This window comes from Microbacterium sp. SYP-A9085, assembly GCF_009649635.1.
GTDB lineage: Bacteria > Actinomycetota > Actinomycetes > Actinomycetales > Microbacteriaceae > Microbacterium.
Map to the genome: position 1 here is coordinate 965036 of NZ_WJII01000001.1, position 14070 is coordinate 979105.

Annotated in this window: 14 protein-coding genes; 2 read left to right on the top strand and 12 right to left on the bottom strand. The window is 69.8% G+C overall.

The genetic code is table 11. The annotated features are described in order from the left end of the window. Positions 1–27 precede the first annotated feature (27 nt). From GH740_RS04630 to GH740_RS04670, 9 genes are all read right to left on the bottom strand, one after another. Positions 28–1041 (bottom strand): branched-chain amino acid ABC transporter permease, encoded by a 1014-nt coding sequence (locus GH740_RS04630; RefSeq protein ID WP_172978282.1) that lies wholly within the window; start codon positions 1039–1041, stop codon positions 28–30. A gap of 5 nt (positions 1042–1046) precedes the next feature. Further along, positions 1047–1928 (bottom strand): branched-chain amino acid ABC transporter permease, encoded by an 882-nt coding sequence (locus GH740_RS04635; protein ID WP_367640645.1) that lies wholly within the window; start codon positions 1926–1928, stop codon positions 1047–1049. Positions 1929–1992: 64 nt separating this feature from the next. Next, positions 1993–2703, bottom strand: coding sequence for an ABC transporter ATP-binding protein (locus GH740_RS04640; protein ID WP_153744822.1), 711 nt, complete (start codon positions 2701–2703; stop codon positions 1993–1995). After that, positions 2700–3497 (bottom strand): ABC transporter ATP-binding protein, encoded by a 798-nt coding sequence (locus GH740_RS04645; protein WP_153744823.1) that lies wholly within the window; start codon positions 3495–3497, stop codon positions 2700–2702. The genes GH740_RS04640 and GH740_RS04645 overlap by 4 nt, the downstream gene beginning before the upstream one ends. Further along, entirely contained in the window at positions 3494–5044 is a 1551-nt protein-coding gene (locus tag GH740_RS04650) for a long-chain fatty acid--CoA ligase (RefSeq protein WP_153744824.1), read from the bottom strand. Before GH740_RS04650 ends, GH740_RS04645 begins: the two co-directional genes overlap by 4 nt. Before the next feature lie 69 nt (positions 5045–5113). Then, positions 5114–5566, bottom strand: coding sequence for a MaoC family dehydratase (locus GH740_RS04655; protein ID WP_153744825.1), 453 nt, complete (start codon positions 5564–5566; stop codon positions 5114–5116). Between the two features lie 21 nt (positions 5567–5587). Next, entirely contained in the window at positions 5588–6778 is a 1191-nt protein-coding gene (locus GH740_RS04660; protein ID WP_153744826.1) for an acyl-CoA dehydrogenase family protein, read from the bottom strand. Between the two features lies 1 nt (position 6779). Further along, positions 6780–7664 (bottom strand): amidohydrolase family protein, encoded by an 885-nt coding sequence (locus GH740_RS04665; RefSeq protein WP_153744827.1) that lies wholly within the window; start codon positions 7662–7664, stop codon positions 6780–6782. A 28-nt stretch (positions 7665–7692) separates the two neighbouring features. Then, positions 7693–8604 (bottom strand): SDR family oxidoreductase, encoded by a 912-nt coding sequence (locus GH740_RS04670; protein WP_153744828.1) that lies wholly within the window; start codon positions 8602–8604, stop codon positions 7693–7695. Positions 8605–8705: 101 nt separating this feature from the next. Between GH740_RS04670 and GH740_RS04675 the strand changes: the two genes are divergently transcribed. Continuing rightward, positions 8706–9179: a MarR family winged helix-turn-helix transcriptional regulator gene (locus GH740_RS04675; RefSeq protein ID WP_153744829.1), complete on the top strand. Its 474-nt coding sequence runs from the start codon at positions 8706–8708 to the stop codon at positions 9177–9179. Between the two features lie 44 nt (positions 9180–9223). Here GH740_RS04675 and GH740_RS04680 read toward each other — a convergent pair whose 3' ends face one another. After that, positions 9224–10429, bottom strand: a complete 1206-nt coding sequence (locus GH740_RS04680; protein WP_253941171.1) for an MFS transporter — start codon at positions 10427–10429, stop codon at positions 9224–9226. Between the two features lie 73 nt (positions 10430–10502). Here GH740_RS04680 and GH740_RS04685 point away from each other — a divergent pair, with 73 nt between their 5' ends. Continuing rightward, positions 10503–11696, top strand: a complete 1194-nt coding sequence (locus tag GH740_RS04685; RefSeq protein ID WP_172978283.1) for an MFS transporter — start codon at positions 10503–10505, stop codon at positions 11694–11696. Between the two features lie 87 nt (positions 11697–11783). Here GH740_RS04685 and GH740_RS04690 read toward each other — a convergent pair whose 3' ends face one another. Continuing rightward, on the bottom strand, positions 11784–12968 hold the full coding sequence (locus tag GH740_RS04690) for a 4-hydroxybenzoate 3-monooxygenase (protein ID WP_153744831.1): 1185 nt from the start codon (positions 12966–12968) through the stop codon (positions 11784–11786). Positions 12969–13283: 315 nt separating this feature from the next. Then, positions 13284–14030 (bottom strand): IclR family transcriptional regulator, encoded by a 747-nt coding sequence (locus GH740_RS04695; protein WP_153744832.1) that lies wholly within the window; start codon positions 14028–14030, stop codon positions 13284–13286. Positions 14031–14070: the final 40 nt, after the last annotated feature.

Genomic DNA, 14070 nt, shown 5'->3' on the forward strand with positions numbered 1-14070 from the left:
CTCGGGAAGGGATGTTCGGGTGCCGCGTCACTGAGGCGGGGTGACAAAGGGCCGATCCGCATCGGCGGCTGCCGGCGTGTCGCCGCCCGACGAGCGCTGTCGGCGCCGCAGCAGCCGGCGCCAGGTCCGGACGCTGAACAGGCCGGCGATTCCCGCCGGGAGGAACAGCACGACCAGGACGACCGCCAGGCCGTACATCAGCGACGACTGCTCGGGGCTCACGGATCCGGCCAGCGTCGGGATGTACACGTAGAACAGCGCCCCGATCACCGGGCCGGCAAGGCTGCGCAGACCGCCGATGACCAGGGTCGCCAGGAACATGATCGACAGCAGGAAGTTCAGGGTGTCGGCCGAGACGTACTGGGTGGTGTAGACGAAGATGAAGCCGCCCACGCCTCCCAGGCCCGCCGAGATCACGAACGCCGTGGTCTTCTCGCGACGGACCGCGATACCCATCGACTGCGCCACGACCTCATTCGTGCGCACCATCGCCAGCCGGCGCCCCACCTTGCCGTGGAGCATGTTCCGCACCAGCAGGAACGCCACCGCCGCCACGATCACCGCGACGTAGTACCGCCACTGATCGTTGGCCAGGCCCGACCATTCCGGCGCGCGGCCGAGATCGGCGCGCAGGCCCACTGCGCCGCCGGTGAGCCATCCCAGCCGGCGTGCCAGCGGGTCGGCAACGAGCGAGACGGCGAGCGTGATCATCGCGAGCGCGTGGCCCTTCAGCCGCACGGCGGGGATCGCCATGAGCAGGCCAAACACGCCGGGGATCACGAACGCGACGACGAGCGCGCCCACGGCGGGCACGCCCATGTTGGTGAAGATCGCGGTGGTGTACGCGCCGGTGCCGAAGAACGTCGCCTGTGCGAGCGAGACCTGCCCCGCGTGCCCGGAGATCACGCCGAGCCCCAGCAGCGCCACGGCATAGGCGGCGACCAGCCCCACCTGCTGGTTGATGTACGGCGAGGAGTTCAGCGGCAGGACCGCGAGCGCGACAGCGATCACGACGCCGATCGAGAGTTTGATGATCGTCATGCGGTTCATACCCGCACCACCTCTCGCTGGCCGAACAGGCCTTCCGGCTTGAGCAGGAGGACCACCGCCATCAGGGCGAGGGGGACCGCGATCTTCATGTCGGTGCCGATGAAGGAGACGTAGGCGCCGGCCAGGTTCTCGACCACGCCGATCGCCAGGGCTGCCACCACCGCGCCCAGCGGGCTGTCCAGCCCGCCGAGGATCGCCGCCGCGAGGGCGTAGATGAGGACGGTGTCCATCATGCTGGGGCCCAGGAACACCTCGGGCGCGATCAGGCACGCCGCGAGCGTCCCCAGCGCCGCCGCCATTCCCCACCCGGCCATCAACAGCCCGCCGGTGGGCAGGCCCAGCAGCGCGCTGGAGTCGCGGTTGTCGGCGACGGAGCGCATCGCGAGCCCGAACCGTGTCTTCATGAACACGAGTTGCAGGACGATCACGACCACGACCAGCACGAGAAGGTTCCCGATGGCGCTGTAGCTGAGGGCCACGCCCGCGACCCGCAGCACACCCGAGGGAAACAGCGCCGGGAATTCGCGGTCGTGGTAGCCCCAGATGGTCCCGATGATGCCGGTCAGCGCCACCAGCATCCCGACCGTGATGATGATGATGATCAGCGCGTTCTGGCTGTACAGGCGTCGCACCACGTAGCGTTCCACGACCGCGCCGAACGGCACCGACAGCAGGATGGCGGCGATCACGGCGGGCCATACCGGGACCCCCCAGGACCACAGCGTCCATGCCAGGAAGGCGCCGAAGGTGCCCATGGTGCCCTGGGCGAAGTTGATCACGCCGGTCGCGCGGTTGACCAGCACGAGCGCGAGGGCGAGCGATGCGTAGATAGCGCCTGTCGAAAGGCCATCCGCGATCTGCTGCAGGACACCGGTCACGATGTGGCCTCCTCTGACGGGTTCGGGACGAAGGGTGGAATCTGGATCGGCGCGGTCATGCCGGTCATCCCAGGTAGGCGCGGCGGATCGCGTCGCTGGCCATGAGGTCGGTGGGGGTTCCGGATGCCGCGATGCGGCCGTTCTCCAGGAGGACCACGTGATCGGCAAGTTGCAGGGCCAGGGCGGAGTTCTGCTCGACGATCAGCATCGAGATCTGGGTCTGCTCCTGCAGGGTGGCGATCGTGCGGAACACGTCCTGGGTGACCTTCGGCGCCAGCCCCAGTGAGGGCTCGTCCAGCAGAAGCAGGCGTGGAGCACCCATCAGCGCACGGGCGATCGCCAGCATCTGCTGCTCGCCCCCGGAGAGCGTGTTCGCCCGCTGCGTGGCGCGCTCGGCCAGGCGGGGGAACAGATCGAGATAGCGGGCCATGTCGGCACGGACCGCAGCGCGGTCGCGGCGCATGATCGCCCCCGCCTCGAGGTTGTCCTTCACGGTGAGCCCGGGGAGCGTGCCGCGACCCTGCGGGACATGTGCGATGCCCAGGCGCGCGATCTTGTCGGTGCGCATGCCGGTGATGTCGGTGCCCGCGAAGCGGATCGTGCCGCGCCGGTGGGTGATTCCGCTGATCGTGCGCAGCGTGGTGGTCTTGCCGGCGCCGTTCGAACCCAGCAGGGCCGTCACGCCACCGTCGGATACTGTGAACGAGATGCCGTGCAGCACGCGGCTGCCGCCGGAGTACGAGGCGTGGACCTCCTCCAGTGTCAGGATGCTCATACCGCCTGGCCCAGATATGCCTCGATGACCGCCGGATGCTTCTGTGCCTGCGCGGCGGGTGCCGTCACGATGTTGTGTCCCTCCACGAGGATGTCGACGATGTCGGTGATCCCGCCGACGAAGCCCAGATGGTGCTCGACGAGCAGGATGGTGAATCCGAACTCCTCGCGCAGGGTCAGGATCCGCTCGGAGAGCTTCTCGATCTCGCGGTGGGACAGACCGCCCGCCGGCTCGTCGAGCATGAGGAGTCTGGGCTCGCTCATCACGGCACGGACCAGCTCGACAAGCTTCTGGCTGCCGTAGGGCAGCGATCCGGGAAGAAGGTCGGCGTCGTCGGCGAGCTCCGCCCAGTCCAGCAGCTCGAGCGCCCGGGCCCGTGCCTGCTTCTCGGCGCGGCCCACCAGGGGCAGCCGGATCGCAGCGGTCACGTAGCTGCCGGCCATCCGGGCGTCCGCGCCGATCAGGACGTTGTCGAGGACCGTCAGGTGCGGATCGAGCGTCGGGTGCTGGAATGTGCGTGCCAGCCCCAGCCTGACCAGAGCGTGCGGCGCGTGCGTGAGCAGCTCTTCCCCGTCGAGGGTGATCGATCCCTGCTGCGGCACGTACAGTCCGCTGATGCAGTTGAACAGCGATGTCTTGCCTGCGCCGTTCGGGCCGAGCAGACCGTGGATCGCGCCGCGGCGCACGTCCAGGTGCACGTTCTCGAGGACGAGCAGGCCGCCGAACGACAGGCTCACATCGCGGGCGCGCAGCAGGACGTCAACGGCCGCGTCGGTGTCGTCGGCGCCGGTCATCGGCTCATCTCCTCGGAGCTGGCCGCGGGCGTGGCGTACCGGGCTCGCAGGTCGGCCTTGCGGATCTTGCCGGAGGCGGTGCGCGGCAGGTCGTCGACGAAGACGACGTCGCGCGGGATCTTGTACTTCGCCAAGCGGCCCTGCAGGTGCCCGATCACGTCATCCGCCGTCACCGCTGTCTCGTGTTCGCGGGTCGCTATCGCCAGCGGCACTTCACCCCACTTGTCGTCGGGGACTCCGATCAGCGCGACGCCGGAGATCTCCGGGATCTGCATGATGGCTGCTTCGACCTCTGCGGAGTAGATGTTCTCGCCGCCGGAGATGATCATGTCCTTCAGTCGGTCGGAGATGTAGATGTAGCCGTCCTCGTCGAACCATCCGAGGTCCCCCGACCGGAACCAGCCGTCGACGATCGTTTCGGCGGTGGCTTCCGGGCGACGCCAGTACTCGGTGATGACGTTCGGCCCGCTCACCCAGATCTCGCCCACTTCCCGCGGGGGAAGCGTACGGCCCTCGGGGTCGACGATCTTCACGTCGGTGAAGAAGTGCGTCAGGCCTGACGAGCCCATCTTCGCCCTGCTCATGTGCGGCGGCAGTGCGGTGGCGCCGGGCGCCGTCTCGGTCATGCCGTATCCGCACGAGAAGTTCAGCCCGCGCTCCTCATACGCCTCGAGCATCCGCGTGGGCATCGCCGATCCGCCGCACGTGAGGTGACGCAGGCTGGAGATGTCGGTCGCGGCGAAGTCGGGGTGCTCCTGCAGCATCTGGAACGTGGTGGGCACTCCCGAGAGCATCGTCACCCGGTCGGTCTGCACCGTGCGCAGCACCTCGCCGGGTTCGAACCTCTCGTGCAGGATCACGGTGCCGCCCTGCAACAGCACCGGCAGCGCGCCCATGCTCAGCGAGGCCACGTGGAACATCGGCGAGATCAGCAGGACGCGTTCGCCGCTGCCGATGCCGTAGTCCACCAGCGCGTTGAAGCAGTTCCAGGTGAGGTTGGCGTGTGTGAGCACCGCGCCCTTCGGGTGTCCGGTGGTGCCCGACGTGTACAGGATCATCGCCGGGTCCTCGAGGGACACGGTGCGGTCGTGGCAATCGGGGTTGCCGGATGCCACGACCGTCTCGTAGTCCTCGACGCCGGGGATCGGCGCGCCGCCGACCTGGATGCGCCGCCGCGCCGCGGTCGACCAGGTGCCAGCGCGGGCGAGGTCGAGCAGGTCGGAGTGGAAGATGAGGGTGGTCGCGCCGGAGTTGTCCACCGCGAACTCCACCTCGGGCGGGGCGAGCCGGGTGTTCAGCGGCACGAAGATGGCGCCCAGCGCCGTGGAGGCGAACAGCGCCTCCAGGAACGACGGATGGTTGTTGCCGAGGTAGGCGACCCGGTCCCCGGCGCGCACACCCCTGTCGGCCAGGGCGTTCGAGAGCCGGTGGATGCGTTCGGCGAGCGCGTCGTAGCCGATGCGCTGGTCGCGGAACACCAGGGCGACGTCCTCGCACATCCGCTGCGCACGACGGGTCACCCAGGTGCCGATGCCCTGGTTCTGCATGGCGTCTCCTTCGACGGTGAAGAGAATCTGAATGCCCGATGCGGGGCTGCTGCGCGATGGGTCGGCGTGTCAGGCGTAGAAGCGGTACAGGCTTCGCGCCACGACAGCCGGCTTGCTGCCGCCTTCGACCTCGAAGGTCTGGTCGACGGTGAACTGGTAGCCGCCACGGACCTCGGAGACCTCGGCGATCACCGCGTTCATGCGCACACGGGCGCCGACTTTCACGGGCGAGACGAACCGCACCTTCTCCAGGCCGTAGTTGACCTTGGTGGTCACGCCCTGAAGGTCGAACAGCTCGCTCCAGAAGCGGGTGGCCAGGGACAGCGAGAGGAAGCCGTGTGCGATGGCTCCGCCGAACGGTCCGTCCTTCGCGCGCGCCGGGTCGACGTGGATCCACTGGTGGTCGTCGACCGCGTCCGCGAACACGTTGACACGGTCCTGGGTGATCTCGAGCCAGTCTGTCCAGCCGAGGTCGGTGCCGGAAAGGCTCGGCGCGTCGGCATAAGCGGCGGTGGTGGTCATGTTCTCTCCTCGGGGCGGGGATCAGACGAAGGCGGACGAGCCGGTCAGCGCCCGGCCCACGATCAGCGAGTTCACCTCGTGGGTGCCCTCGTACGAATAGACGGCCTCGGCGTCGGCGAAGTAGCGGGCGACGTCGTGCTCGAGCAGGATGCCGTTGCCGCCGCACACCTCGCGGCCGAGGGCGACGGTCTGGCGGGCCAGCAGCGAGGTCTGCATTTTCGCCAGTGCCGAGTTCTCGTCGGAGAAGTGACCGGCGTCCTGTCGCGCGGACAGCTGCACCGCCATGCCGAGGGACGCGGTCGCGTTGCCGAGCATCCGCGCCAGCTTCTCCTGCACGAGCTGGAATCCGCCCACCGGCCGGCCGAACTGTTCGCGTTCCCGCACGTAGCGCACCGCGGCCTCGAGCGCACCGGCCTGAAGTCCCGCGGCGATCCAGGCGACGTCCGAGCGCATCGTGCGCAGGATCTCGGCGACGTCGCGCCAGCCGTTGACGTTCTCCAGACGCGCGGACGCCGGCACGCGCACGCCGTCCAGTGTGATGACGGCGTTCTGCATCGGACGCAGCGACACCTTCCCGCGGATGGTCTCCAGGTGCACGCCGTCCGCGCCCCGCGGGACGAGGAACAGCTTGACCTCGCGGTCGGCCTCGTCGCGAGCGAACACGGCCAGCACGTCCGCGGTGCCGGCGCCCCCGATCCAGCGCTTCGCGCCGTCGATGACCCACTCCTCGCCATCGCGGCGGGCCGCGGTGGCCAGACCTCCCGCGATGTCCGAGCCGTGGTCGGGCTCCGTGAGCGCGAACACGCCGGTCATCTCGAACGATCGGATGCGCGGTGCCAATTCCGTGACCTGCGCCGGGGAGCCGCCGCGTTCCACGGCGGCGCGGAACAGCCCGGCCTGTGCGTTGTACATGGTGGCCACAGACACGTCGGTGCGCGCCAGGAGGTAGGTGCGGAAACCCGAGAACATGCTGGATGCCGCCTCGGCGGCATCCACGCCGTCCGGCTCCATCAGGTTCAGCGGCACCAGGGCGCCCAGCACGCCGTCGGGCATCGTCGCCGTCTCCCACGCCTCGTTCATGAGGGGGCGGATGTCGCGGGCCAGCGTCTCCTGCAGCCGTCCGAGCACCGCGCGGGCCGGGGCGCTCAGGTGCATACGTGCGTACCCGTACGGGTCGATGCCGATCGTGGGGTCGGTGTCGATGGCGGCCATCTCAGCGCTCCAATCCCAGCAGACGGAGGGCATTGCCCTTCATGACCCCGGGCATCACCTCGGGTTTGAACGCCGCCTGCTCGGCATCGCGTCGCCACCGGTCCGGGGTGATCAGCGGGAAGTCCGAGCCGAACAGGACGCGGTCCTTGATGAGCGAGTTCGCGTAGCGGACGAGCTCGGCGGGGAAGTATTTAGGGCTCCAGCCCGACAGGTCGATCCAGGTGTTGTGCTTGTGGGTGGCGACCGACAGCGCTTCGTCCTGCCAGGGGACCGAGGGGTGGGCCATGATGATCTGCAGCCGCGGGAACGCCGCGGCGACGGCATCCAGCAGCATCGGATTCGAGTAGCCGAGCCGGAGACCGTACCCGCCGGGAAGGCCCGCGCCGATCCCGGTCTGCCCGGTGTGGAACAACGCGGGGACGCCGGCATCCTGGATCGCTCCGTACAGCGGGAACCATCGCTCCTGGCTCGGGTCGAACCCCTGCACGGTGGGATGGAACTTGAAGCCGCGCACACCACTGTCCTCGACCAGGCGGCGGATGCGGTCGAGCGCATCATCACGGTACGGGTCCACCGATCCGAACGGGATCAGGATGTCGTTGTGGCGGGCGGCGTCCGCGGCGATCTGCGCGCTGGAGATCGGCGGGTGGTGCAGTCGCGTCTGCGCGTCGACGGTGAACACGACCGCCGCCGTGCGGCGTTCACGGTAGTACGCGGCCACCGCGTCGATGTCGCGGCCGGGCCCGCTCGCGTTGAAGTACGCGTCGGCCGCCGCCGCCAGTTCCGGAGGCAGTGAGTTGTGCCCGTGCTCGTCCGCCTCGATGTGCACGTGCACATCGATCGCGTCGATCCCGTCGATGTCGATCGCGGGTTCATAACGGGTCATGGATGCCTCTTCGAATCGTTGCGAGCGGCTAGCGCTGCAGGTCCTCGGGCAGCGGAGGGAACGTCTCGCCGACGACCTGCGCCTGGTAGAGGCCGGCGAACTCGGACTGCAGCGCCGTGTAGCTCCAGCCGCCGTCGTGGTAGGCGGTGACCACGGGTTCCGGGTGCGACCAGACCTGCAGGCGGTCACCGCCGATGCCGATGGCCTGGCCGGTGACGCTTGCCGCCTCATCGGAGGCCAGGTAGGCGACCAGGCCGGCGACGTCGTCCGCGGTGCCGAAGCCCAGATCGTGGCGGAAGAAGGCGGGCATCGGCTCGCCGGCGGCGTCGGCTTCCATGGCGGCGGCGAAGTACGGGACCGTGGCGGTCATCGCGGTCGCCGCGACCGGGATCACGGCGTTCGCGGTGATGCCGGCCTTGCGCAGCTCGAGCGCCCACGTGCGCACCATGCCGACGATGCCGGCCTTGGCCGCGGCATAGTTGGTCTGTCCGAAGTTGCCGCGCTGGCCTGTGGGCGAGCCGATGCAGATGATGCGTCCGGCGATCTCGTTGTCGCGCATGTAGATCGCGGCTTCGCGTGCGCAGGTGAACGTGCCGCGCAGATGCACGCCCACGACGGTGTCGAAGTCGTCGTCACTCATCTTCCACAGCGTCTTGTCGCGCAGCACGCCGGCGTTGGTCACCAGAATGTCGAGGCGACCGAACGCGTCGACGGCCGTCTGCACCAGCTGCTGTGCGGTCTGCGTGGATCCCACGGGCGCGACCACGCTGACGGCGTTTCCGCCCGCCGCTTCGATCGCGGCGACGGCGTCGGCGGCTGTCGCGGCGTCCACGTCGTTGACGACGACGGACGCGCCCTGGCGGGCCAGTTCCTGTGCGTAGGCGAGGCCCAATCCGCGACCGGACCCTGTGACGATGGCGACCTTGCCTGCCAGTGACATCCGCTGCTCCTTTGCGTGGTGCGTGAATCCGATGTAAACCTAAATCATTGAAAGTGTCAACTGTTGACTCTCACGAGTCCTGATCAACGAAGATGGACGCGATGGACGATACGGCCGTAAGCACCCGCGAGAGTTCGACGGGTCGATTGTGGGATACCCAGGTCGCCGGTGATCTGGCGTTCCTGATGGCCCGGGCGAATGCGATGTCCCTGGCGGCGGCGAATGCGGCGCTGGCAGACGAAGGTCTCAAGGTGCGTCCCTACTCGGTGCTCGCCCTGGCCGCAGCCGACGCCCGGCCGACGCAGCGGGAGCTCAGCGAGTTCCTGCGGCTGGATCCGAGCCAGATCGTCGCGCTGATCGACGACCTGCAGGACCGGGGGTGGGTCACCCGTGAGCCGGATCCGCAGGATCGCCGCGTCAACGTGGTGGCGGTCACGAAAGCCGGCCGCGCTGCCTTTACCCGCGCCCGCGCCCGGGTGCAGCGGCATCAGCGGGAGCATTTCTCGGTGCTGGACCACGACGAGATCGCCGTGTTGCGCGGACTCCTGCGGCGCCTGGCGCGCGTCGACGAGTAGTGCCGCGGAGGTGGCGCGGCGGCGCAGACGGGTCGGGGACGGCCTCAGCGCGGATCGAGGACGTAGCGGTCGCGGCCCACGAACGCCCCGGTGACGATGAGCGCGACCGCGACTGCCAGCAGCAGCAGGAGGGACCCCGTCCAGCCGCCCAGCGCGGCATGCACGGCGCCGAATGCGACCGGACCGCCCGCCGCCAGTAGGTAGCCGACCGACTGCGCCATGCCCGACAGCGCGGAGGCGGCGTCATGGTCGCGGGCGCGCTGTGCGACCAGCGTGAGCGCCATCGCGAGCGCGGCGCCGCCGAACAGGCCCAGGATCGCGGCCCAGACGAGGACCGCGCCGGGGGCGAGGATAAGGCCGAGCGTGCCGGCCACGCCCAGCAGTGGGATGAGGGCCGGCACCCAGCGCTGGGCGCGGCCGCGCAGGGCGAGCGGCAGCGCGAGCGAGCCGGCCAGCGAGAACAGCTGGTAGAACATGACGTCGAAGCCGGCCTCGATCTCGGTCCTGCCGGTCGAGGTCGAGATCGCCGCCAGCCATGTCACCAGCATGTAGAACGTGCACGATTGCAGGCCCATGTAGGCGGCCACGAGCCACGCGAGCCGGTCGGTCCAGATCCCGGTGCGCTGCCGGGATGCCGCGCCCAGCGGCATCCGCGGCGGATGCGTCCCCCGTGTCGCCCACGCCCAGGCGGCGATCGCGAAAGGGAGCAGGAGCGCCCCGGACATCAGCAGCGCGACCCGCCAGCCCGCTCCGTCCTCCGCGAGGCGTGAGAACGGGACCGCAACCCCGGAGGAAACGGCGCCGACCCCGCCCAGCAGCGCCGTGTACACCGCCATCATCATGGTCATCCGACCGGGGAAGTCGCGTTTGACGGCGGCGGGCATCAGCACGTTCGCAACGGCCAGGGCGATGCCGATCAGGGCGGTGCCGAGCCACAGGTTCGCGGTCGGACCGGGCAGGGACCGCACCACGGTGCCGATCATCAGCAGCACGAGCGCCCACAGCACCACCCGGGACAGGCCGAACCGCCGGCTCAAAACATGGGCGAGGGGGGAGACGACGGCCCAGGCCAGCAGCGGAACCGCGGTGATGAACCCGAGGGTGGCCGTGGCCATCCCGGTGTCGTCGCCGATCTGGTCCAGCAGCGGGCCCACGGCCGTGATCGTCGGCCGCATATTGGCGGCGACGAGGCATACGGCGATGACGAGCCCCACGATCGAGGCGCGTCGCGTCATCCGCTCGTCGCTCATGAGGCAGGACTCTAGTCCAAGGTTCACTATCGGTATAGTGAAAAAGCCCGGCGATCGAGTACGGTGGCTCCACATGTCCCCTCGCCAGACCGCGTTCCGCTCGGCGCCGCTGCTGATCCTCGTGATAGTGCTCGCGGCCATGATTCTGCGCGGTCCGATCCTGGCGGTAGCGCCGGTCGCGCGCGACATCGGCGCAGAGCTGAGCGTCGGCGCCGGCATCGTGGGCCTGCTCACCACGATCCCGATCCTGTGCTTCGCGGTCTGCGCGCCGCTGGCGATCGGCATCATCCGCCGCGCGGGTGCGGACGCCGCACTGAGCCTGACTCTTGCCGGCGTCATCGTCGGCAGCATCCTGCGCTCGATCGACGGCATCGCCGTGGCCCTGCTCGGCGCCGCCGTCATGGGGGCGTTCGTGACGATCGGCAACGTCGTGCTGCCGATCATCATCGCGCGCGAGTTCGACGCGCGCCGGGCGCACACGATGACCGGCGTCTACACCGCGGCGATGAATGCGGGCACGATGGCGGTCACACTCGGCACGGCGCCGCTCGCGTCGGTCGCCGGATGGCGCTGGTCGCTTGTCGTCTGGTCGGTGCTCGGCCTCGCGGCGCTCGCGACGTGGATCCCGCTGCGCGGCATCCGTCGCGCGCTCGCCCCGCATCCCGGGCCGCGCCCCGCCGGCGAAGACGGCCGCACGTCGGTGCTGCGCCAGGGCCCGACCTGGATGCTTGCGGCCGCGTTCTGTGGCCAGGCGTTCGCGTTCTACGCGACCACCGCATGGCTGCCGACGCTGCTGTCGGACCAGGGATACGACAGCACTGCGGCGGGCGCCATCGCCTCGATCTTCCAGATCGCGGGGATCGCGGGGAGCCTGCTGCTGCCGGTCGTCACGCTGCGCGCGTCGATCCGAGTCGGCGTGCTGTGCGTAGGCATCGGCTGGCTCGCGGTGCCGCTGGGGTTCCTGTTCGCGCCGTCGCTGTGGCTGGCGTGGTGCGCTATCGGCGGGGCGGCGCAGGGTGCCGGCATCACGCTCGTGTACATCATGATCAACGCGTTCCGCGACGACGAGCACACGACGGCCGGGCGGTCCGGCATCGTGCAGGGCGTCGGGTACGCGGTCGCCGCCGCGGGCCCGCTGCTGCTGGGCGCGGTGCACGAGGCGACGGATGCCTGGGTGTGGCCGCTGATCATCGTGCTCATCGCGGTGCTGGTGTTCCTCGGGCCGGGCCTCGTCGTGGCGTCGGCGCTGCGCCGGCGCGCCGCCTGACGCGCCGCACGCCTTCGCGTGTCTTCCGTCGAATTGCGGTCCCGTGGTGTCGCATCGGCGGCGTGATGCGGCATCCCGGGACGGCGATTACACGAGTGGCGGGTGCGGCCAGCCGGTGTAGGCCTCGGCCAGGTAGGTGCGGCCGGCGCGCGACTCGGTCACCGAGCGCAGCTCGCCGAGCTGCCGCATCGCGTCGAACTCCGAGGTGCCGGGAACCTGATGCAGCATGCTCGTCATCCACCACGAGAAGTTCTGCGCCTTCCAGATGCGGTGCAGCGCCGCCTGCTCGTAGCCCTCGAGCGGCCGGATGTCGTCCTCGAGCAGGAGCACGCGCAGCGCATCGTTCAGCAGCAGCACGTCGGCGATGGCCAGGTTCATCCCCTTCGCGCCTGTCGGCGGGACGGTGTGCGCGGCATCCCCGACCAGCGCGACGCGGCCGCGGCGCAGCTCGCGGGCGACGAAGCTGCGGAACTGCAGCACGTCGCGCTGGAAGATCGGCCCCTCCTTGAGCGTCGTTCCGGGGACCCGCGACTGCAGGATCTCCCACAGCTGCTCCTGCGTGTACGCGTCGGGGTCGACATCCGGGTCGCACTGGAAGTACATCCGCTGCACCGTGTCCGAGCGCTGGCTGATCAGCGCGAACCCGTTCGGCGAGTTGCTGTAGATCAGCTCGTCCGCGCTCGGCGGCGCCTCGCACAGGATGCCGAACCACGCGAACGGATACTCGCGGTACAGGCCCGCGCGCGATCCCGACATCGCCTTGCGCACGATCGAGTGCGAGCCGTCGGCACCTACGACGACCTCGGCTACGATCTCGACCTCGGTCCCCTCGGCGTTGACGGCGACCACCCGCGGCTGCTCGCCGTCGACATCCTCCACCCGCTGTGCGGTCAGCTCGAACCGGATGTCCTGCCCCGCCGGCAACAGCGTGCCCAGAAGATCCTGGAGCACGAGGTGCTGTGGATACAGCCACACGCCGCGACCCACGAGGTCGGCGAAGTCGATGCGGTGGCCGGCGCCGTCGAAACGCAGCTCGATACCGTCGTGGCGCATCCCCACCTGGTGCGCGTGCGTGTCGACGCCCGCCGCCAGCAGCGCCTGCACCGTGCCCTCCTCGAGGATCCCCGCGCGGATCGTCTGCTCGATGTCCTCGCGCGAGCGGCTGTCGATCACGACGGATTCGATGCCGGCGTTGCGCAGCAGCTGAGCGAGCAAAAGTCCGGCGGGGCCGGCGCCGACGATGGCGACCCGGGTGCGGACGGTGGTGGTCATGGGTCTCCTTCGACGGCGCGGCTCACACAAGCAGGGTGTCGCACCATTGTGGACGCCGCCGGGCGCCTGGAAGCAAGGATTCTCGTTGAACGGGGATGCCGCTGCCGTTCATGACACAGGAGATTGTGCCGTGGCCCCCGCGACGCGCCGCTTCAGGCGGGCCGCGCCGCCGATCTTCCTGCGACGTGAACGGGGTGCCGGCGCCGGTTCACGTGACAGGAGAAATCTGTCCCGGGCCCCGCGACGCGCCGCCCGACCGCGCCGCGCCGCCGATCTTCCTGCGAGACGAACGTGACACCCGACGCCGCGCCCGAGTCATCGCTCGAGTCGAGAGTGGATGTCGCGGGCTGCGCGATGCAGGGCGGACAGCGCGTCGTCGACCGCGGCATCCCGGGCCACCACGACCGACAGGGCCGCCACCACGGCGCCGGACCTGTCGCGCACCGGCACGGCCAGGCCGGTCGCCACCTCCTCGATGGAGCCGGGGGCCACGGCGTGCCCGAGCCGACGGACCTCGGCGAGCTTGCGGCGCAGCGCCGCCGGGTCGGTGATCGTGGCCGGTGTGAGCGCCGCCAGGGGAGCCGCGAGCACCCGCTCCTGCAGCTCGGCCGGGCCGTGCGCGAGCAGCACCAGCCCCGAGCTCGAGGCGTGCAGCGGCAGGCGGCCGGCGATCCGGGTGATGTTCGACGTGGCATCCGGGCTGGACAGCCGCTCCAGGAACAGGGCCTCGTCCTGCTCGAGGATCGCGAGCTGCGTGTGCTCTCCGACCCGGGACTGCACCAATGCCATCGCGGGCATCGCCGCCTGCCGCAGCCGCAGGGCCGCTGACGAACGGGTGGCCAGTTCCCACAATCGCATCCCCACGCGGACGCGTTGGTCCTCGTCGCGCTCGAGCAGGCCCACCTCGACCAGCTCGCCCACGAAGCGGTGCGCCGTGGAGGAGGGCAGGCCCGCCCGGCGCCCGATCTGCGACGCCGTCTGCACGGTGCGGGTGGGGGTGAACGTCTCCAGCACCCGCAGCAGGCGCTCGGTGACCGAATCGCCGGACGGAGAGTTGGCCATGGGGCTACCTTCTCACGCGCCGGGGCGGTATGATCGTTGG